General features: G+C 35.1%; 18 protein-coding genes and 1 pseudogene. 4 read left to right on the top strand and 15 right to left on the bottom strand.

Annotated elements, in window-relative coordinates; all coding sequences use genetic code 11:
• Nucleotides 1–525: 525 nt before the first annotated feature.
• From ILT06_RS15985 to ILT06_RS15965, 5 genes are all read right to left on the bottom strand, one after another.
• Complete coding sequence (locus ILT06_RS15985; protein ID WP_255449885.1) at nucleotides 526–852, bottom strand: LysR substrate-binding domain-containing protein; 327 nt, start codon at nucleotides 850–852, stop codon at nucleotides 526–528.
• Nucleotides 853–913: 61 nt separating this feature from the next.
• Nucleotides 914–1,525 (bottom strand): GNAT family N-acetyltransferase, encoded by a 612-nt coding sequence (locus ILT06_RS15980; protein WP_149174184.1) that lies wholly within the window; start codon nucleotides 1,523–1,525, stop codon nucleotides 914–916.
• A gap of 62 nt (nucleotides 1,526–1,587) precedes the next feature.
• The gene (locus ILT06_RS15975; RefSeq protein WP_064475737.1) at nucleotides 1,588–2,172 is read right to left on the bottom strand and encodes a TetR/AcrR family transcriptional regulator; all 585 of its coding nucleotides are present in this window, start codon (nucleotides 2,170–2,172) and stop codon (nucleotides 1,588–1,590) included.
• 479 nt (nucleotides 2,173–2,651) lie between these two features.
• The gene (locus ILT06_RS15970) at nucleotides 2,652–4,025 is read right to left on the bottom strand and encodes an alpha/beta hydrolase family protein (RefSeq protein ID WP_064475738.1); all 1,374 of its coding nucleotides are present in this window, start codon (nucleotides 4,023–4,025) and stop codon (nucleotides 2,652–2,654) included.
• Nucleotides 4,026–4,166: 141 nt separating this feature from the next.
• Nucleotides 4,167–5,396, bottom strand: coding sequence for an aminopeptidase (locus ILT06_RS15965; RefSeq protein ID WP_064475975.1), 1,230 nt, complete (start codon nucleotides 5,394–5,396; stop codon nucleotides 4,167–4,169).
• An 865-nt stretch (nucleotides 5,397–6,261) separates the two neighbouring features.
• Here ILT06_RS15965 and ILT06_RS15960 point away from each other — a divergent pair.
• Nucleotides 6,262–6,417: a hypothetical protein gene (locus tag ILT06_RS15960; protein ID WP_154131981.1), complete on the top strand. Its 156-nt coding sequence runs from the start codon at nucleotides 6,262–6,264 to the stop codon at nucleotides 6,415–6,417.
• Nucleotides 6,418–6,635: 218 nt separating this feature from the next.
• Here the strand turns inward: ILT06_RS15960 and ILT06_RS15955 are convergent, their stop codons facing one another.
• Together ILT06_RS15955 and ILT06_RS15950 are read right to left on the bottom strand one after the other, a co-directional pair.
• Nucleotides 6,636–6,875, bottom strand: coding sequence for a cupin domain-containing protein (locus ILT06_RS15955; protein ID WP_142289304.1), 240 nt, complete (start codon nucleotides 6,873–6,875; stop codon nucleotides 6,636–6,638).
• A gap of 293 nt (nucleotides 6,876–7,168) precedes the next feature.
• The gene (locus ILT06_RS15950; RefSeq protein WP_222655283.1) at nucleotides 7,169–7,996 is read right to left on the bottom strand and encodes a helix-turn-helix transcriptional regulator; all 828 of its coding nucleotides are present in this window, start codon (nucleotides 7,994–7,996) and stop codon (nucleotides 7,169–7,171) included.
• An 854-nt stretch (nucleotides 7,997–8,850) separates the two neighbouring features.
• Between ILT06_RS15950 and ILT06_RS15945 the strand changes: the two genes are divergently transcribed.
• A complete protein-coding gene (locus ILT06_RS15945; RefSeq protein ID WP_001120967.1) occupies nucleotides 8,851–9,183 on the top strand; it encodes a DUF1904 family protein in 333 nt (110 codons plus the stop codon).
• A 249-nt stretch (nucleotides 9,184–9,432) separates the two neighbouring features.
• On the opposite strand, the gene ILT06_RS15940 is transcribed toward ILT06_RS15945, so the two are convergent.
• The 4 genes from ILT06_RS15940 to ILT06_RS15925 form a co-directional block, all read right to left on the bottom strand.
• A complete protein-coding gene (locus ILT06_RS15940) occupies nucleotides 9,433–10,383 on the bottom strand; it encodes a magnesium transporter CorA family protein (RefSeq protein WP_064475740.1) in 951 nt (316 codons plus the stop codon).
• Between the two features lie 293 nt (nucleotides 10,384–10,676).
• Nucleotides 10,677–11,702, bottom strand: coding sequence for a ParM/StbA family protein (locus tag ILT06_RS15935; protein WP_222655282.1), 1,026 nt, complete (start codon nucleotides 11,700–11,702; stop codon nucleotides 10,677–10,679).
• A 35-nt stretch (nucleotides 11,703–11,737) separates the two neighbouring features.
• Nucleotides 11,738–12,139, bottom strand: a complete 402-nt coding sequence (locus tag ILT06_RS15930; RefSeq protein ID WP_000683229.1) for a hypothetical protein — start codon at nucleotides 12,137–12,139, stop codon at nucleotides 11,738–11,740.
• An 85-nt stretch (nucleotides 12,140–12,224) separates the two neighbouring features.
• Complete coding sequence (locus ILT06_RS15925) at nucleotides 12,225–12,611, bottom strand: YflT domain-containing protein (RefSeq protein ID WP_000549435.1); 387 nt, start codon at nucleotides 12,609–12,611, stop codon at nucleotides 12,225–12,227.
• Between the two features lie 111 nt (nucleotides 12,612–12,722).
• On the opposite strand from ILT06_RS15925, the pseudogene ILT06_RS32905 reads away from it, so the two are divergent.
• Nucleotides 12,723–12,827: pseudogene (locus tag ILT06_RS32905) on the top strand (acyl dehydratase); the annotation flags it as partial.
• Nucleotides 12,828–13,221: 394 nt separating this feature from the next.
• Nucleotides 13,222–13,587, top strand: a complete 366-nt coding sequence (locus tag ILT06_RS15920; protein WP_000714941.1) for a YxeA family protein — start codon at nucleotides 13,222–13,224, stop codon at nucleotides 13,585–13,587.
• Nucleotides 13,588–13,690: 103 nt separating this feature from the next.
• Here ILT06_RS15920 and ILT06_RS15915 read toward each other — a convergent pair whose 3' ends face one another.
• The 4 genes from ILT06_RS15915 to ILT06_RS15900 all read right to left on the bottom strand — a co-directional run bounded on the left by ILT06_RS15915 (nucleotide 13,691) and on the right by ILT06_RS15900 (nucleotide 18,736).
• Nucleotides 13,691–14,401 carry an alpha/beta hydrolase gene (locus ILT06_RS15915; RefSeq protein ID WP_064475743.1) on the bottom strand — a complete coding sequence of 237 codons (711 nt, stop codon included), beginning with the start codon at nucleotides 14,399–14,401 and terminating at the stop codon, nucleotides 13,691–13,693.
• A 442-nt stretch (nucleotides 14,402–14,843) separates the two neighbouring features.
• Nucleotides 14,844–15,932 (bottom strand): GerAB/ArcD/ProY family transporter, encoded by a 1,089-nt coding sequence (locus tag ILT06_RS15910; protein WP_064475976.1) that lies wholly within the window; start codon nucleotides 15,930–15,932, stop codon nucleotides 14,844–14,846.
• A gap of 27 nt (nucleotides 15,933–15,959) precedes the next feature.
• A complete protein-coding gene (locus ILT06_RS15905) occupies nucleotides 15,960–17,147 on the bottom strand; it encodes a Ger(x)C family spore germination protein (protein WP_064475744.1) in 1,188 nt (395 codons plus the stop codon).
• Nucleotides 17,144–18,736, bottom strand: a complete 1,593-nt coding sequence (locus ILT06_RS15900; RefSeq protein WP_149174194.1) for a spore germination protein — start codon at nucleotides 18,734–18,736, stop codon at nucleotides 17,144–17,146. The genes ILT06_RS15905 and ILT06_RS15900 overlap by 4 nt, the downstream gene beginning before the upstream one ends.
• Nucleotides 18,737–19,111: the final 375 nt, after the last annotated feature.

Below are 19,111 nucleotides of genomic sequence, written 5' to 3'. Positions count from 1 at the left end.
CTATTAAGGAATAATATTTATACTATAAACTATGTGGTTACTTCATAGTCAATAAATAAAAAGAAATTCTTTTCACACCAAAAATGGTCGTTTAAGGAACCCTCCTAACTCGCGGTAAACTTAAGTTTTTCAACTTAGAAAATCCTTAGCGTACGAAATTCGCGTTATGTTGGTGGGACCCTATGCCCATCAACATAAGGTTATATACGTTTAATTTCAGGTGAGATTGTTTCTATTTTTAAATTTATAGTAAGAATTTTCAAATAATTCATATTAAATTTTTAGAAAACAGAAAGAAGGTCTAGTTTAATTGATTTTTATTTAATCTTAGCTTGATAGTGATGGGGTCCTGCCACATCGCTATCAAGCTAGTGAAAAAAACACCTCAAAAACAATAAAATTGATATTTCTGGGTAAAAATGTACAAAAATCTTATTTGGGGTCGTAAAAAACTTTTTAAGTTGATGGATGTGGGGTTCTACATTTTATGCCGCACTAAAACGATCTTCAATAATCAAAATTAGGTTACATAGTTTTTTCTTTTATCATCTCAACAAATCTCTGTAAAGCAGCAGAAAAAAGTACATCTTTTCTCATAATATAATAAGTTGGTACTTTAGAATATTTCTCAGGTAAATCAGTCATGGTTAAAGATTGCTCATGGTCTTTCAAAATTGATTTGACCATGACAGCAATGCCCATTCTAGCCTTCACACAACCATTAATCGCTTCAATTGTTCCGAATTCTATCACTCGCTTTGGATAAATGCCTGCTTCTTTTAACCACTTATCTACTCTATTTCGAAAGAAACAGCCTCTACTATAATTAACATTGAATGAGCTTAGCTTAATAGTGATGTGGCGGTACCCCTGGTACTATCCTAGGACGTTAAAACTTTTTTTAAAAAAGGTTTTAACGTCCTACGTTTTTGACCATTCTGTACAACGATAACTTTGGTTTATTAATTTCACTTGTAATCTGGTAGCCTAACCTCTGATACAATTTAATAGCAAGTTGGTTCTCTTTCTTTACCGTCAGAGAGCATTTGGCAAAGCCTTGCAGGGAAGCCTGTTCCTCGGCAAACTCAAGTAGTCTGGTACCTATCCCCAGTCCACGACTTTCGGGCAATAAAGCGATTGTTCCGATGTGAAACTCGTCATCTTCTCCCTCCTTCAAGGTAATCATGGAATAAAGCATTTTGATATTCCGAATGTTATAAACAACAAAATCCAACTTTCGGAATGAAAGCAGCTGTTTAAAAGTGGGCCAGGCAAGACGATTTAAAACGGGTACGGGATAGCAAGTAATCATCCCTAAAGTTTTCCCGTCCATTTGAGCTTCATAAGCGTATTGATGACTAAAACGGTTGTTCCCCTGCCGCCATAGCTTACAAAAAGTCCCTTCGACTGTGTTCTTCTCCTCAGATCCTGCAAGTGCAAATGCCATGTATTCCAATGCCATTACATTTAGCTGGGCACCGACCATAGATTGATAAACAGCCTTTACAATAGAGATTTTATTCATTTCCCAGTACTCCTTTTCGCTTTCTATATTATTGATGTTAATTATCATGGATTTGTATCATTTCACTTCCCTCTCGACTCATCCTTAGCTTTGAAACCATAATAAAATGTATTTAAAACAAGCTCTGCAGCAGATTTTTTAGCCACATTTCCTTCATGTACCTGTTCCCAAGTATGGAAAAGCAGAGCATAAAGCGTATTCAAAATCCATTCGCTGCTAACTGTTTGCTGAAAGTAACCTTTTTGTTGTAACAGCTCAATAACGCGTCGTAAGGGTTCCCTCAGCTTCTCTTCGGCTTCACCTAATTCTTTATTGTTAAATACAGATGCATCATGACCTAGAAAATAGATTTTGTCACCTAAAGGGATTAACGATTCAATGAGTTCTGGAATATAGTTCTCGCTTCTATCCTCATCCAGTGGAATCTGGTTTACGGTATCACTTACCAATTGTATAGCTCGATGGCCCAAGAATAGCATCAATCTCTCTCTGCTTTCGACGTAGCGATGGAGTGTAGCAATGCCAATTCCCGCATATTCCGCAATTTCATTCATCGAAGCAGTAGGATTTTCAACAAGCAATATAGTAGCCGAATCAAGAATTGCGTTAAATCTCGCTTCCTTTAACGTTGATAAGTCTTTCTTCATCGTCAATCTCTCCCTTTTTATATATAAAGTCGTCATTTTTTGATAGATAAATATATCATTTGATATTATGATAAACAATCTCAAACAAAGTGTCCAGCTGCTGAATGTAGCTTTCCAAAAGAATTATATTACTGAAACTGATAGTACTTTGAATGTTTCATTTTTAGCATTTCATTATTTAGATGCCGATGAAGAAATTAATTTTTTGATGTAATAAATACAAAAGCCAAAGGAAATGGTACGAGTCGCTTTCTTAGTAGAGAAAATGATCACATTAGCTGGGTTTCTTAAGCTATTTATCACGATGTTCCCTTGTGATATTTTATTTTTTCACTAATACAGTTATCCTTCTCGCTAATTTTTCCAGCATTTTTTCATGAAGAATTAATAATTACATTAATTTTTCTACTTATATTAAATCTATTTGCACTTCATTTAATTACTGAATATTTTATAATGAAGGTACTTTCTGCATAAAGTTATCGGTTTACTTTAAAATTCACTTCCGGGTATTTGGTCATCAGCCTTTTAAGGGTTGAGCCATCATCCTTCTGTTTTACATACTGGTCAAAAAATGCCAGGCTGAATTCGTTGATAATACGATGAACTTCCTTTGGATTTTCACCTGGGCTCTGCAACAGTGGGGAGAACAAATGTAAATCAGTGAAGCTTGTATGATCTGTATGAGGAATGACCATTGACATACCACCGCCAGCTAACCCACGCCCATATCGCTCCGTCACTTTATCGGGATCTGCCTCATCAGGCTCTACGGCACTCATGAGCAGAAATGGTTTTCCAATCCCACTTTCAGGTAAAATTTCCCCATACAAAGCGCCATCCATATTGATAGCTGCTTTGACACGAGAATCTTTTGCAAGTATTTGTGCTGCGGTAGCTCCACCGTAAGAGTGCCCAAACATTCCAATTCGCGAGGTATCAAGCCTTCCTGTAAAAAAGCCGGTCTCATCGTTTTGGTTAAGTTTCTCTATCTGATTAAGCACAAAGGTGACATCTTCCTCCCATAATTTTATGTGGCTATCCCCTGCGTCATCAGTTAAATTGAAGGGCTGTACGTAAGCAACTCGACCATCTGGAAAGACGGTAGCTGCAGTATCAAAGGTATGATCGATACTTAGAACAATATAGCCTTGACTAGCCAACTCCTCAACTTCAAACGTGTTTTGATTACGAAAACCATTAAAACCATGAGAGAAAAGTAATATAGGATATTGATTCTCTGAGTCTGAGAGTTGTAAATCCATAAACGAATGAGATTTTACCAATTCTAAGTGGCTGAATGCAAATGCAGGAATGGACAATGTTTTTTCCAATCCCTTAGAGAGTTCATTTATGTTACGAATATAAGGTTCTTGATCCCCCTTGCTTTTTTCAGCTGCAGGATACCAAATTTGCACCATCAATTCGCGTCGATCTGTTGGATTTTTCGAATATGGTTCATGTCTTTGATGATCAACCCAATGATATAGCTTCGTACCGACCCTATGTGGGCCAGTAGGTTCTTGAAATGAAAATACTGGCATAAGTAAAGGTAGTGCAACTGCTACAGACAAATAGATGCACAACAACAAAGTTTTAACTATGAATATACCCCGGCTTCTAAAGCCCTTTTTCCGCCCAGCTAATAAATAGCATAAAATCAAGATAACTGGGGATGCATATGCCGGAATCATCTGCCATCTAAAACCTTCTACCAATAGCTGAACTGTAACCATTACAACAGCAAGCAAAGTAGCTAATTTAGACCACTTTTTCGTTTCTCTACCTACTAACAGTATCCAACTTAAAAGACTAAAATTCACAACTATCAAAACGATTTCCCAGAAATTCATTGGCCTATCTCCTTTGAATGCATTTTACATCTAATTAAAGAGGTAATTTTCAATCTGAGCAAAAACAGATGAAACGCCTATATAGTTGCACCAATTATCCTTAATAATTGTTTCATATACTCCTTTCTTCAAATTAAAAACTTAAAATGCCCAGCTACCTTTACGGAAAATTGGCTCTACAGTTCCATCTGGTAAAATACCATCGATGTCCATCTCACTGCTGCCAATCATAAAGTCCTCATGTGTTACTGAAATATTTGCACCTAACGTTTCGAGTTGATCGTTTTCTAAATCCCTTCCATCCTCTAAGCAAGTTGGATAAGCTTTACCAATCGCTAAATGGTTCGATGCATTTTCATCAAACAATGTATTAAAATATAAAATCCCCGATGCTGAAATTGGCGATTCATGTGGTACAAGTGCTATCTCACCTAAATAGCAAGAGCCTTCATCCACATTAATAAGCTCCTGTAATAAATCATGTCCTATCTGTGCTTCAGCTTTAATAATTTTTCCTTCTTCAAATGTCAGTTTAAAGCCGTCGATAATATTCCCTTGATAAACTAATGGTTTTGTATTGCTTACATAGCCATTTACACCTTGTTTCATCGGTAACGTATAAACCTCTTCCGTCGGCATATTAGCTATAAAGATAGTATCATCTGGCGTTTTACCACCTCCAGTAATCCATTTATGCTGTGGTGCTAATGCAATTGTTAAATCAGTACCTGACGCTGTATAGTGAAGCATCGCATATTTTTTATTGTTTAATATGACCGCACGAGACTCTAAATTTGTTACATGTTCACGCCATTTTTCAACTGCATTTCCTTCACCGATACGAACAGCTTTAAAAATAGCATCCCATAATGCTGGTACTTGATCCTCAGCTGCTAAATTTGGGAACACCTTCGATGCCCACTTTGATGAAGGAACTGCTACCATCGACCAAGCTATTAAATCCTTCATTACGGCGTTGCGATTGTTTCCTAGAGCAGCTCCTGATACCTTTTGATAGGTAGCTAGACGACCAGCTGAAATACCTGTAAATTTATCAGGGTCTGTAGCATCTATTATTAATAGTGCGCCTTTACGTTCAATCAGCTCATCATTCATTTTGACTATCCATTCTGGGAAACGATTAAATTCCTCATCTGAGGCATAATCAAAGTAAGCACGATCCATTTCCTCATCAGAAAAATTAACATGAACACGCCCTGCCCCAGCCTTATAGGCCTCTTTCACAACTAAACGAACGAAATCCAATGCATCCACTGATGTATTGACTAATAAGTATTGTCCTGGTTGAATATTGACACCAATTTTCACCGTAAGTTCTGCATATGCTTGTAATTTTTCTTCAAAAGTCATATTATTTACCTCGCTTTTATCCAATAATTTTTGAATTCCCCTTACTAGCTTGCCTTCATACCATACTTTGTGAATAGGTTTTTCAGGATTTTCTCTTGTCTATTTTTACGTTTTTCATCAAGACTCGATAACAACTAATGGATTTTTTCAATTCATTAGTTATCTCTTAAAATTAATTTAGTTACTAGACGAGAAAATATTTCAATGAGTTTCGATGTTTTTACCAAATAATCCAATTCAAGGGTATCAAGCACTACTTAAATTTATAGCGTTCTTTATTGTATAAGCTCACTCATTTCTTCCCAATCTTTTCAATGCTGCTGCACCTAAAGGCTTTCCACCAATGAGGCGTTTAACAATTTCAATCACACCTTTCTCTGTATAAAGTCATTTTTGATAGATAATACTATCATTTAATACAAATATAAATCATTTAACTTTAATTATCAAGCCGTTAAACTTTTTTTAAAAATTATTGGTAGAAAACTAAGTGAAACTGAATTCTATCTAAGTGGGCGATAACGGAAAGATCTTTATGCACACAGTACGAAATTACTGCTAAATATTCACGAGCCGATGTACTCTTAACTGAGTAAAAATCGGCTTTTTTGTTTCAAAATTTGCTTAGCATATATTTTGGTTAAAATGTGAGCGGTACCCCATGCCCATCAAGCTAAAATTTTCTTTCTCTACAGTTAGTTACTTTATGTAAGAAGTCAGCTGTTTTTTCATTTATTATATAAAGGTATTTTTGAATCATAAGAATAATCAGATGTTTATTTATCAAATTCTGAATATGTAATTATTTAACATAATATATTAATGTTTAAACGTATGTAAAATACCAATATTAGGAGGATTTGTAATGTTCAAAAAAATAATTTTATCTAGTACTATTCTTTTGGGAACTTTAGGTATAACAACTTTGTCTTTTCCAGAATTAAGTTTAACAAAAGCAGAAGCTGCAATTAATGATGCGAAGATTCAAAAGGTTACGGTTGCGTATAACGATTCTTTCTAACATAAAAATACATCACTATTTAATAGTGATGTATTTTTATGTTAGATATTAGAATAGGAATACGGGCGAATTAATAAGGAAAAGGTTACTGCATAATATTTCTATAATAGGGTATCAATTAAAGATGCATGCTTTATTCCATAATAGAGCATTTAAATCCTAACTTCTCAATTTTATCTACACTTTCTTATCTGCCAACGAAACATTAGATACAATTATCAATCCATTTCCCTTTTAGGCTCTACCAACATGATGTAGGATTCCTTTTCAGTGAAAGGTTTATGCTCAACGCCTCTCGGGACAATAAACATCTCGCCCTTAGAAATTTTCACCTGTCCATCACGAAAATCGATGAACATCTCCCCTTCAAGCACGATAAATAGCTTATCCGTATTAGGATGCTCATGCCATATAAAATCTCCATTGGCCTTAAAAAGCTGAATTTGATCATCATTCATTTCACCAATCACTCGTGGATACCAATAATCGTTAATTTTAGATAACTCGTCATTTAGTTTAATAGGTTGGTAATAGATAATAATCCCTCCTCACTTTTAACTTCCACTATATTACAGTAATCTAAGTAAAAAAGTCGTCATTACGCTTAAAAAGAAAATGCTCAGGCCAGAACTTTTCATTCAGATAGTTCAAAAGAGTGATTTCAATGAAAGTTCTTTCAATCCAATGTTTCCTTTAACTCTCCATAAGTATAGAACAGTGATTTTCAAATAAGAATGGACCCCTGTTGACATTAGTATGGATTATTGATGAACTTCTCGCGATATTTAGTAGGCGAAATGCCAACTCGCTTCTTGAAAACTCTACTAAAATAAAAAGGGTCTGCGATTCCAACAGCCTGCGCAATTTGTTGTACAGGCACACCACTTGTACATAACATTTTTTGAGCCATCTTTATACGATAGTTCAATAAATATTCTGCTGGCCCCATACCTGCATGCTTTCTAAACACGTAAGAAAGACGATTTCGATTAATATTATTTTGTTCTGTAAGCTCGAGTATTGTAATATCTTTATAATAGCATTTATGAACGTAACTAGATATTCGTTCGAATAAAGTATGCGACTCATGGTTGTTTTCTCTATTGACAACACTTAATAAAGCTTCATTCAACGCTTCGCGAAACAGCATTTCTGTCTGAAACATCGAAATGCCTCCACGCTGATTAGACACATCCCAAAGACGCATAAGTAATTCGACAAGACGAGGAGATTGTCCTGTTAATAATTCAAAATGCTGATGAGTAAAGCCAGAGTCTTCTCGTTCTGAATTGCTTATCCGATATAAAACAAGAATATATTCCCAGTTTATTTCACCAAGCATTTTATGGGCTAATGTCATTTTTGCACCCCCATGTATAACTTTTCCTGGGGAAAGGGTATACGGCGTACCATTAAATTGAAATTGCGTCTTCCCTGTAAGCGGAAATACAAATCCGGGGAAATAATCTGTAGACTCAGCATAAGGCACACCTGGATTTTTAGCATAACGATATACTCCTTCTACTCGGAAAGGAGTATTGGTAAGATACTCTGCTAACTCATTCACGTCCAACTTCACAATGCACGCCTCATTTCAATAATAGTTTTCTTGTAATTCGCGAGATTAATTGGTGTACATTCTGGGCAACGCTAAACTAAAAATAGGACATACGACTTAACAAGATCTGGTTACTAACCTATAAATATATTGTTTTTCATTTATTTAGTCTACAGTTAAGCAGCTTTATTGAAAGTTAGAAATTCAACCTTCTTCTCCTAATTATACCATTCGTAAGAATAATTTGTTATGATCTGTGAGTGTATATTCTATTCATATCGAGTCGACATAATGTCCTATTATCAGTAGTAAGGACAAGGAGGAATCTTCCCCTTACAAGGGAACCTCCTTTCTTTTTCTATCGATCTATGCATTTTTTATACATTCCTATCCTGGCACGGTTTTATGGTTCTTTTTTGTTGTTGGATCAATAAAAAAACTGTATTAAATCTTGCATACTCCTAGAGGTCACTATATATGAACGCTACGTATTTGACTTTCTCAATGACCAACATTACTTAACGTGGTAAAATAGTATTCGGATGGGAATCCAATGTTATTAAAATTAAAGTGGTTATCAAGTCGGAGGAAGGCATCTTAGGGTGTCTTTTCTTTTTAAAATATATAAGCGTACCATCCCTTTCCTAATAGAGGCCTCCCCTCATGCCTCCTTACAGGGAGAATGATAAGGCTTTTTTTATTTACCCAATTACCGAGCTCTCAAATATTTTAAATAGTTACAATACATGTATTGTTTCAATAACATATGATTATTCTTAAGAATGTCATTGAAATGTACCAATAGATGTTAGTACAGCAAAATAAATTGTGTTATGATGTGAGCAAATATAAAGCTATCTAACGGAGGGATTTACATGCCGCATGTTGTGTTTCGTGGAATTACTACTGAACAATTAAAACGCATAAGCAAGCCATTAGTAGAAGAGCTCGCAGAGATCTGTGAGTGTGGTACGGATAATTTTACGTTGGAACTACCAAGTTCTACGTTTGTATTCAATGGAGAAGAAATAGAAGCGTTTCCTCTTATTGAAGTGAAATGGTTCGAGCGTGGACAGGAAATTCGTGATCGATTTGCCAAGGCCATTACTACATATGTAATGGATTTTGGACTTCCAGAAGTAGAGGTTGTATTTACGGTTTTCACAGAATCAGCGTATTATATTAACGGGAAGCATTGTGCAAGTTAGAGCTATTTGAAGGATTTTTGTAACATTTATAAGAGGTAGAACCACATTGCCATCAAGCTAAGAAAAGCAAATATCCAAAAACAAAATAATGACCTCAATTCTCATAGACAACTATCTGTGAAGAGATAAAATTTTTGTTTTGGTGGACATCAAAATATTAGCTTGGTGGATATATGGCACTACCCCAATTAATAAATATTACTAACCATATATCTAGGTTAATATCTATCATATTTTTTAAAAACAGGACTAATTAGATTTAAAAAAAGATTTCTTTTTCTTTACTCGTAATAAATCACCTGTCCATCCTTTGACTTGCATATATAAATACATACCCCCTGTTGTAAAAATAATAAATAAGAGAGCGATTAAATAGCTATATTTCCATTCTAGTTCAGGCATGTATTTAAAATTCATACCCCACAATGCTCCTAAGGCTGTCAAAGGCGTACTCACAGCAGTTAATACAGTAAGAGCTTTCATAATTTCATTCCCACGATGAGAAGAAACCACTTCTTGTAAATGAATCATCGTGTCTAATTCTTCTTGATACTCTTTAACAAGTTGTAATCCACGCTCTAATTTCAAGTGTGTTTGTTTATAACAAAGAGTTTTTGTTATATTTTCTAACCAAGCTTCCTCCAAGCCTTGTAATACCTCTTGTATTAAACGAAACACATGTGTGTTCATAAATAATTCATGACGAATATGATAAATTTTTTCTAAAACTGCTATGTTATTATGATGATAAAAATCCCATAATACATTTCTAAAATGGTTTTCAAAATAGTCAACCTCTCGCAAATAGTGAGATATAAACATTGATAAGATGGCACATAATCCTTCAGCGGAACTATTACAATTTTTTGTACCCATAGGGAAATTATGTATTAACTTTTGGAAATCCTCTTCCTCTTTTTCCTGGACTGTTATCAATATTCCATGAGCTACGAAATAATGAAGAAATTTTTGAATTTTGGCGTCCTTTTTATCTTGATCATATAAAAACGAACCATATACACAAGTTTGACTTGGTGATAACGTATAAACATATAATCCATTTTCACAAGGAGAACTTATTTTCTTTACAAATTGAGAGAAATAAGATGTTACATCACGAGGGATTATAGAAGAAAGTTTTTCAAGCTCACTAGTTTTCACATGATACCAATTCCATTTCGGCATTTTTATGCATTCCATATTATTCTTCCTTTCTGAATAGTTTTATGTTTGATCGAATAATATCCGTAATATGAAATTTGTATGTAGGTATTCATGTCTTCGAGGAAAATTTTTTAGATCATCTAAATTACAAACTAATATATAGGAGGTCTTATTCTGTTACAAGGAAGACCCCCTATATATTAGTTATTTGTATTCTAAATTTTAAACATTTCCTCTATACAAGCACTTTTTATCTTTTCTTATTTATATGTGGAAAAGAAGCCACATAATTTGGCACGTCTATTCAACGAACTCCATTTTGGTCGTTATTACAATTTGGATTCATATGCAGATTGATTGGTGATGTCGTCAAATACTTGACTTCCAATCATATAGTATCCATGAAGTGCAGCCTCTTTCGAAGCGTCTACCATACGGAAAGAAGAAATTTCACCTTGCATTTTTTCAATTCGTTTTTTGTGGATATCTACTATTCCTCCTGTCCAAATAATAGTTTCATACTGGTCTAACTTAAATTGTTCTTGTAATACACGCATAACGTCTTGGAAGTGTGTATCCAACTCTTTTTGAATCAAAGTATCAACCTGACTTGTCTGAGGATTTTCTTCTCGACCTCCATATCCTTTTTCTAATATTTTTGGCATGTCGTTAATATGCAAGTGATTACTTTCCCCCGCATGATTCTGCAGGATATTCTTAATATTTTTCAAAGGCTTGCTACATCCTAGTTCCGTCTCATAATGATTTAAAATGACATTCTGTTTCATATCTGTCATTTCTAATGTACGAAATCCACCATCAATAATTAAGATACGATCTTGTTCCTGAATGATTCCCTCTTTTAAGAAATAGGCATGTAAAGCGACCGGTTGCTGAAGAATCAAAGCATTTTCCACCGTAATATTAATAAATTTCCCATCAATTTGCACGGAAGTTTCTTTTTTTAATACATTTTGTAATTGCTCATGCTGACTACCAAAACAAGTAACGGGAAGCCCGGTAACAACTAAAGGTAACACGACATTTTCTTTATAATCCTTTGCAATGCAACCAAATATTTGTTGTTTAAACTGTTCGCTTTCATAATAATTTTCTATTTCTTCGTCAAATGGAGGAAGAAATGAAGCGTCAGATTGATGTGCTTCATTTCCCATGTAGTATGCAAAGTCTAAGTCTATAAAACGTACCTTTGTTAAATCTTCACTTTCAGCATGATTAGGTACACGGGCTAGTGTGGAAGCTTCACTCTTAATCGTCACCTCAGAATCTACATCCTGTCGATATGCCCGTTTGGTAAAGCCAATTCCTACATCAATTGCATACAGAGATTTCATACTTTTTTCCTCACTTTCTCTTTTTAGAATTAAATCTAGGCACTCTCTTCTTTCCCTTCTTTCATATATTTCTTTTCATTTTTCTTTTTTTCACCGTCTATGTCCTTACTATTTTGATTGATTTCGTAATTCTTTTCATCTTTTTTCTTTTTGTCATTTTCGTTTTCTGTTAAATCTTTAATAGTAGAAATGACAACTGGTGTGGCTGTAAGCAGTTGTGGTAATGTTTGTTTTGCAACATTAGCTGCAGTTACAGAGAATTGTTTACTTGTCTCAGTTACCTTCCCCAATGTTTCCTTTATGCTTCCTTCTTGTAGTTTGTCTTTTACGCTTTTTCCTTTTGTTTGTATAGCTTTCCGATTTTCTTTTTTTAATAGAGAGACCATAACTCCGGTCGTAATCCCAATCACAGCATATTTAAATATTGTATGTTTCATTTTTCTCACCCTTCTCTACTTTTATTTTCTTCCATGCTACAACCTAAAATAATTAACTTATCTATTTATCAGATGTTGCAATCTATTAGAGAGAATGATAATTTTGTGGCTGCCTATCACTCGCCGTTGGTGTTTCAGCTGTTACTAGGAGTAAAATTCTCCCTTGATCTAATTTTTCTTCATATAAGTTAGCTTCCTCCTTCGACAACCCCATTTCCTCCATTTGATTTCGAAGTTCGTCCCCTTTTTTGGAGAAAAAGTTGATAATACTTGTGCCCATTCCTTGTTCTTTTACTCCAATCGTATTTATGTTTGTATCATCTGCAATCTTTTTTGTTAGATGTTTTTCATGTGCCAAGACATAAATGTCATCTTGGCGAATCCCTTGCAATTCTAGCTCTTTTACTTTCATAACTACTTCCTGTTCATTTTGATATTCATGAACCACCGGTTTTCTTTCATTCTTATGCATTGTATTTTTCCTCCTTTAGATTTTTTATTTAGTTGTTATGTAATATGTAATACACCTATTTTAAAGATGTTAAACCTAAATTTTCAAAAAACTTCATGCAATAGGTTATTAATATTTTTGAATATCAAAGAGATGTCATGAGAACTTTGCTTTGATAACAGTGTTACAAATAACAATTTGTTTGGAAGGCAAGCCTCTTTTTTATCATTGGGTTTTCCAATGACATAGAAGCACAGCGCTGCATTACATGTAACTGCCCCATTGGATTCTCTATTCCAAAAGAAAAAGCACCCCACTAGATGCTTTCTTTAATTGTTCTCACTATAATTTATTTAGATAATTCTCTTATTACTGTAAGATACATTTATTCTAGTTCCTAAATCTCACTTATTTCTCAATTCACTCATACCAATATAAAACCAAATAACCTACCATCAAAAAATAAAGAAAACAGGTTATTTGGCTATTCATTCCGTAAGCTTAATACTCAAGTTAATCTTTTTTCACACGGTTAAACTTTATTAAGAAAACCTTAAGAAATTCCCCTCTATATTTATAAGAATTTTTTTCTATACTCAAAAATGTAAATACAATAAGAGGAGAAACAATCATGAAGAAATTTGTACTTTGCATAATAGGATTAGGCCTACCGATATATTTATTACCTTTCATATTACGCGGGGATTTGGATAGATTTAATCCGATTGCTGAAGAAAAAAATGTATATGCCATTGCGAAAGGATATGGTGTTCCAGATTATCATCATAAAGGACGAGCTATGTACGCCCTAAAAGGTGTAGATGAAGCAAGGAATGAGAAAGAATATACAGTAGGCACTAGCACCCCTAATGATTTTATAAAAAAAACTTACTTAAAAATTCATGTAAAAGGAAAGTATGTGTATTCTTACGACGTTATTTCAGAAAAAGATATACCAGGGAAAGTAAAGGGACAATTGGAGATAGCAGATAAATAAAAAGAGCCTACTCGTATGAGCTGGCTCTTGATCACCTCTCCCACCTACCATTGGGCTATCTTAAGGAAGAAGAATTCTTTCAGTAAATTTATTAAATTCCTTATCATTGTTTCACTAACCATTGTTCAATTACTTTCACTGTTTCATCTCGTTGTGCTTTTGATGTAATTAAGCTCGCATTATCACCTTTTTGCTCACCATACATGCCAAAATGAGCATGGTTTCCCCCTTTTATCATGTGCATAGTTGTATTCTTTGACATTAACTTTTTATTGTTCTCTATTTTTTCTACTGTTGCTAAAGCATCTACTTCTCCATAAATTGATAACATCGGAATCGATTTCGTAGAGAAGTCATCTGCAGGATACGAACCTAAGAAAATGATCCCGTCTACCTTGTCTTCATTGTGAAAGGCATATTTAGAAATCATAGCTCCCCCCATTGAATGTCCAGCAACGTACCATTTTTGAACTTCCGGATACTGTTCAATTACAATGTCTACCTCATTGATTCCGAGTATCGCTAAGTTTAGTGGTAACTTAGGCATTACTACAAAATGACCATCTTTTGCAAGAGCTTCCCCTAAGTAACTATAAGCCTCTACTTCTACTTTAGCTCCTTGATAAAAAATAATCCCTACCTTAGCATCCTTCTGTCCAAATACTATATTATCTTCATCTTTTTTATCATCTACTAACGACAAAGCCTCTTTCGTTGGTTTGTAAGTAAATTGGGACCAAGTAAAAAAAGTAATGCTCCCCATAAGTAAAATACCTAATAAAGAGTACAAAATAATTTTCATCCATTTCTTCATATGTATGACCTCCCTGAGATGTGTATATTCTATATTTTAGATTATCATTAATCAACATAAAAACTCGAGCATTTTTATTATGCTCAAGTTTTCATTTACGCCTTTAATTTATACTATATTTTCTAGGATAAGTACGTAGCAAATACAGCCCATATAATTCTGATTGTCATACTAGAAGGTTTCCAAGACCGTTTTTCTAACGCATCATACTAAATACGATCAATAGTGATTAAATTACTCCAAACATAAAACATACTATGAAACTGGATTTTTCATAAACACTCCCTTTTTTCAATAGAAAGTCTTAGAAATTCTATATGGTTCGCATGTTCTTTCAATGCATAAATAACGAAATAGCCTACGCTTGTGAGCAGACTATTTCTCCTTTTATTTTAGTCAAAAAACGAAGCATATCTTCATTCGAACATATTACCGATTGGATTTATGCATATTTCCTTCGAATTTTGCCAACCACCAATAACAGTAAGGGAATTCCTAGTTCATAGATAGGAAATGCAATAGGAATTACGAAAAATATGTAGTAATAATGAGTAAATGTCTGGATATTTTTAACCGACACAGCTATGATGAACGAAATAGGAGCAAGAACCAAAGCTACTTTTCGCCAATCCTTCAAATGAAACATTTGTGCTGTTCCATAACAAGCGAGAAACATGTATAACGCCAGTTTAACAAAAATACTAAAAAACCAAATAATAACAATCAGAATATCTACATTTTGAATGAATTCCATGACGGATATGTACCGACTCAAATCGTAAACCGGATACAAAAAACTTGAAGGCAAATTCGGACCGAATGTTAAAATGACCGCTAATGTTCCAATCGTTACCATAAAAACAGCCAGTCCTACTCCCCACATCGCCCGTGATGGCGCTTGTTCGGGTTTGTCCATAAAGAAAACAAACATTGTCATCATGACAGCCTCTCCAAAAAACGCGGCTACAGGAGTATAGGAACCTTTAAGGATGGGAAACCATCCAGAATCATGATAAATAGGAAGCATATAATCCAAATTCATATTGCCAACATTCAAAATGATTACAAACGTTATCATTAAAAGTACCATTGGCCCAATGATTTCACTTAAGCGCCCAATACCTTCCACCCCACCTTGATAAATGATAAAAATGAGCAATAACATAGCAGTAAAGACAATAATCCACAAAGGTGTATTATGAAACAAAGCGATACTAATGAACTCACCAAATTCACGGACCGTTATCCAAATTATCATGTACCATCCAAAGAAGTAAGGAATCATCAGTAGTTTTCCTAGCCATTTGCCAAGAATGGTTTGACTAAATTCAATTAGGGTTTGCTTCGGATAAAGCGAGCCAAGTGTAGTTGCCAAAAAAGTAAGAGCAATCCCTACACACCCTGCAATAAAGAGCGAGATCCAAGCATCTTGTTTGGCAGTGCGAATCGTCGCTGGAATAACTAGAAGGAGTGATTGGCCCACTTCAAATGTGAACATCATCCAAAAGATTTGTCTGCCAGAGATTTTCATCGAATTTCTCACACGCTATATTCCTCCTTATTTTTTTATTTCATTTTTCTTTAACTGCAACGGCTGTCCAGTCAGTCCTACTCGCCGAATAGTAAGCTTTGCATGAACAGAAACCTGCACTTTTCGAAACTGCTTACTCCAATTCTTTTTTAGCTCTTTCCATTCGGATGGATATTTTTGATGAATAGCTTCTCCAAATCCAAAGATATCGGTTCCGTATTGTTTTTGAACCTTTTTAATAGTTTGGAGAGCTTGTTTTTCAGATTGTTTTTCCATTACACGTTCTAAAAAAGTAAGATTTTTTGGCTGCGAAAGATCTAAATTCGTATTGTTCTCCTGAATCGTTCCTTCACCTAAAAAAACAACGTCACACTTAATTGTGGCCCCTTTTATAGTCGGTATAATTTTTCTTTTGATTTTTGTCATATATAAACTCGTACTACCATTCCCTTTAGAGGCAGTTGCTGTAATCGTCTGTTTACTTAAACGATTCACTATCCAAAGAGTAGCTAACCATTCCTGCATATTTAAGTATCCTACCAACTTAAGATCGTTGTTAAATATAGCACCTCCTACAATTTGAAACCCTTTGACCTCGTTTTCACCTTTTTTATGAGACATATTTAGTTTAATAACTGGCAAGATTGGGGTGATTCCATCACTCGTACCAGCAATAAGAAAATTTAATAACGATGTATCTCCCAATGCCTCTATTTGCATATGCTCTTTAAGTGCCCCAAGTGCCGGGATAGCCTCTAAAGGGATAGATGCTTTCAGGAACTCTTTTGCAGTATTTCCCTTTACTACTAACGCATCTGCTCGTAACCGAATATCAGGATCGCGACTATATGCATCCAAAACTGGAGCGAGACCATTTTTAGCTAATTTTTCTCCAATTAATATTACACGCTGATGCCCTCGAAAGATTTCCCTCGACATTTTTGTTTGCATCATTTGTACAGCTTCATGTGTATCCTTTCCAGTTCCTGATTCAAGAAAAACTGATTTTCCTGCATTACTTCTTCCGCTCTGTCCCATTCCCATTTTTGAAGGGATAATAAACTGGGCGCTAATTTCAACCTTATTATTCTTCGCTTGATCAAGTCCCCATCCTAATTCTATTGCCAGATCATTTAACTCTGTACGATCCCAGCATCCCGTCAAGAAACATAAAGAAACTACTAGTATCATACAAAGTGCCTTGTGTAGGCTCATTCTGTTTCCCCTCCCCGTTTTGCACCTGGTTGTTGTCCATCTGGAAAACGGATTTTCTCCTTACCAGATACCATTATAGGACGATGTGTCATGTTCCAACGAGGTGTTCGAAGCAAAACATCCTTTAAATCACGCGGAGTCTGAGGCGCAACCGGACTTAAATACGGAACGCCGAATGAACGTATGTTTGTTAAATGAATTAAAATCGCAAGGGTACTTATAGCAATACCATACAGCCCAAGCATCCCTGCCAATAGTAGCATCGGAAAGCGCAGCATCCGGTAAGCTGTTCCTAAGTTATAGCGCGGGAACGCAAACGAAGCAATTCCGGTTGTCGCCACAACAATAACCAATGGTGCTGAAATAATACCTGCTTGCACCGCAGCTTGTCCGATAACAAGTGCCCCTACAATGCTAACTGCTGATCCAACGGGTTTTGGTAACCGAACGCCCGCTTCCCTCAAACCTTCAAATAAAAATTCCATCATCAGCGCTTCTATAACAGCTGGGAAAGGAATACCTTCTCTTGCAGCTGCAATACTAATAAGCAAATTTGTTGGGATTAGTTTCGGATGAAAGGTTGTAATAGCGACATAGAGAGAAGGGAGAAATAATGAAATATTGATTAATATTAAACGTATCCATCTAACAAAAGTTGTGTAGATGGATCGTTCATAATAATCCTCTGCTGCCTGGAGACCAGTCCAAAATGTCATAGGAACGATTAAAACGAAAGGTGTGTTATCCACTAAAATTGCCACTTTCCCTTCTAATAAACTTGCACACACCGCATCTGGTCGCTCAGTATTTTGAATTTGTGGAAAAGGAGAAAAAGGTTGGTCCTCAATAAACTCTTCAATAAAAGCTGACTCTAACACCCCATCAATTTGAATTCGCTGTACCCTTTGGCGAACTTCATCTAAAACCGAATCGGGAGCAATTCCTTCAATATAGGTAATCACCACATCTGTCTGTGACAATTCCCCAATCGAATAAGGTTCCATTTTTAGTTTTTGGCTCCGAATTCTTCGGCGAATAAGGCTCGTATTGACCCTTAAAGTTTCCGTAAACCCGTCCCGAGGGCCACGAACAGAAATCTCGGCAGCTGGCTCTTCAATACTCCGTTTTTCAAACCCTTTTAAGTCAGCGACCAGAGCTTGACTCTCTCCTTCTGTCAAAATGACGATATTCGCTTTCAATACTGCTTCTATAACCTCACGAACTTTAGAAATCGTCTTTACTTGAGAAACTGCAATAAGCTGATTTTGTATAATTTCTCCTACTGAATCCATAACCTTTAGTCCACTAGGCATCCCCTCGAACATCATTGGTTTCAAAACAACTTGTTCCACAATACCGGTGTCTACCAATCCATCTATATAAATAAAAAGAATTTTAATTTGGCTATTTATAAATATTGGACGAAAAACAATATCGGAACAATTGTCAAAAACTTGTTTCAAAACTTCTTCATTCGCAGATACACTCTGATCAAGCTCACGATCTTGATTAGAGTGTATCTGCATACTTGCATTCTCAAGTTCCTGAATATCTTTTCTCAAATGTTTTCTACTAAGTTTTTTCATCACACTACCCCATTTATCGAATGGTTTATGTTTTATACTTGGAGCTAAGTGTTAGTGATTTCTTGACAGAAAATCTTTACAAACCGTTCCACTAAGTAGTTTCTGGCTAAGTAATCATTTATCTAAAAAACAACAGGAAAATATACCCTCGACATCCTTCTTAAAATCTCCCTCCACATGAAAATTATTCAATTTTTTCTATAAGTTATTTATTCTAAAATGAGATTAGGACAAATAATAAGAGCTCTACATGCATAATCAATCTTTTAATTGTTGTAGGTGTAATTTTTCATTTCTCCTTTGATATCTCTACAAGATAAAGTTAAATTCCTAAACAAATAAAAAGAAAAAGCAAATGACCTCCATATTAGATCACTT

The sequence above is a fragment of the Bacillus sp. 17RED48 genome, from assembly GCF_019837545.1.
Lineage (GTDB): Bacteria > Bacillota > Bacilli > Bacillales > Bacillaceae_G > Bacillus_A > Bacillus_A wiedmannii.
This window is presented reverse-complemented; position numbering and strand designations above follow the sequence as displayed.

What these genes read in the sequence shown, in the direction of transcription:
- ILT06_RS15980 (WP_149174184.1), bottom strand. Translation starts at nt 1,525, where the DNA reads ATGAATAAAATCTCTATTGTAAAGGCTGTTTATCAATCTATGGTCGGT.
- ILT06_RS15975 (WP_064475737.1), bottom strand. Translation starts at nt 2,172, where the DNA reads ATGAAGAAAGACTTATCAACGTTAAAGGAAGCGAGATTTAACGCAATT.
- ILT06_RS15970 (WP_064475738.1), bottom strand. Translation starts at nt 4,025, where the DNA reads ATGAATTTCTGGGAAATCGTTTTGATAGTTGTGAATTTTAGTCTTTTA.
- ILT06_RS15965 (WP_064475975.1), bottom strand. Translation starts at nt 5,396, where the DNA reads ATGACTTTTGAAGAAAAATTACAAGCATATGCAGAACTTACGGTGAAA.
- ILT06_RS15960 (WP_154131981.1), top strand. Translation starts at nt 6,262, where the DNA reads ATGTTCAAAAAAATAATTTTATCTAGTACTATTCTTTTGGGAACTTTA.
- ILT06_RS15955 (WP_142289304.1), bottom strand. Translation starts at nt 6,875, where the DNA reads ATGAATGATGATCAAATTCAGCTTTTTAAGGCCAATGGAGATTTTATA.
- ILT06_RS15945 (WP_001120967.1), top strand. Translation starts at nt 8,851, where the DNA reads ATGCCGCATGTTGTGTTTCGTGGAATTACTACTGAACAATTAAAACGC.
- ILT06_RS15940 (WP_064475740.1), bottom strand. Translation starts at nt 10,383, where the DNA reads ATGGAATGCATAAAAATGCCGAAATGGAATTGGTATCATGTGAAAACT.
- ILT06_RS15935 (WP_222655282.1), bottom strand. Translation starts at nt 11,702, where the DNA reads ATGAAATCTCTGTATGCAATTGATGTAGGAATTGGCTTTACCAAACGG.
- ILT06_RS15930 (WP_000683229.1), bottom strand. Translation starts at nt 12,139, where the DNA reads ATGAAACATACAATATTTAAATATGCTGTGATTGGGATTACGACCGGA.
- ILT06_RS15925 (WP_000549435.1), bottom strand. Translation starts at nt 12,611, where the DNA reads ATGCATAAGAATGAAAGAAAACCGGTGGTTCATGAATATCAAAATGAA.
- ILT06_RS15920 (WP_000714941.1), top strand. Translation starts at nt 13,222, where the DNA reads ATGAAGAAATTTGTACTTTGCATAATAGGATTAGGCCTACCGATATAT.
- ILT06_RS15915 (WP_064475743.1), bottom strand. Translation starts at nt 14,401, where the DNA reads ATGAAGAAATGGATGAAAATTATTTTGTACTCTTTATTAGGTATTTTA.
- ILT06_RS15910 (WP_064475976.1), bottom strand. Translation starts at nt 15,932, where the DNA reads ATGAAAATCTCTGGCAGACAAATCTTTTGGATGATGTTCACATTTGAA.
- ILT06_RS15905 (WP_064475744.1), bottom strand. Translation starts at nt 17,147, where the DNA reads ATGAGCCTACACAAGGCACTTTGTATGATACTAGTAGTTTCTTTATGT.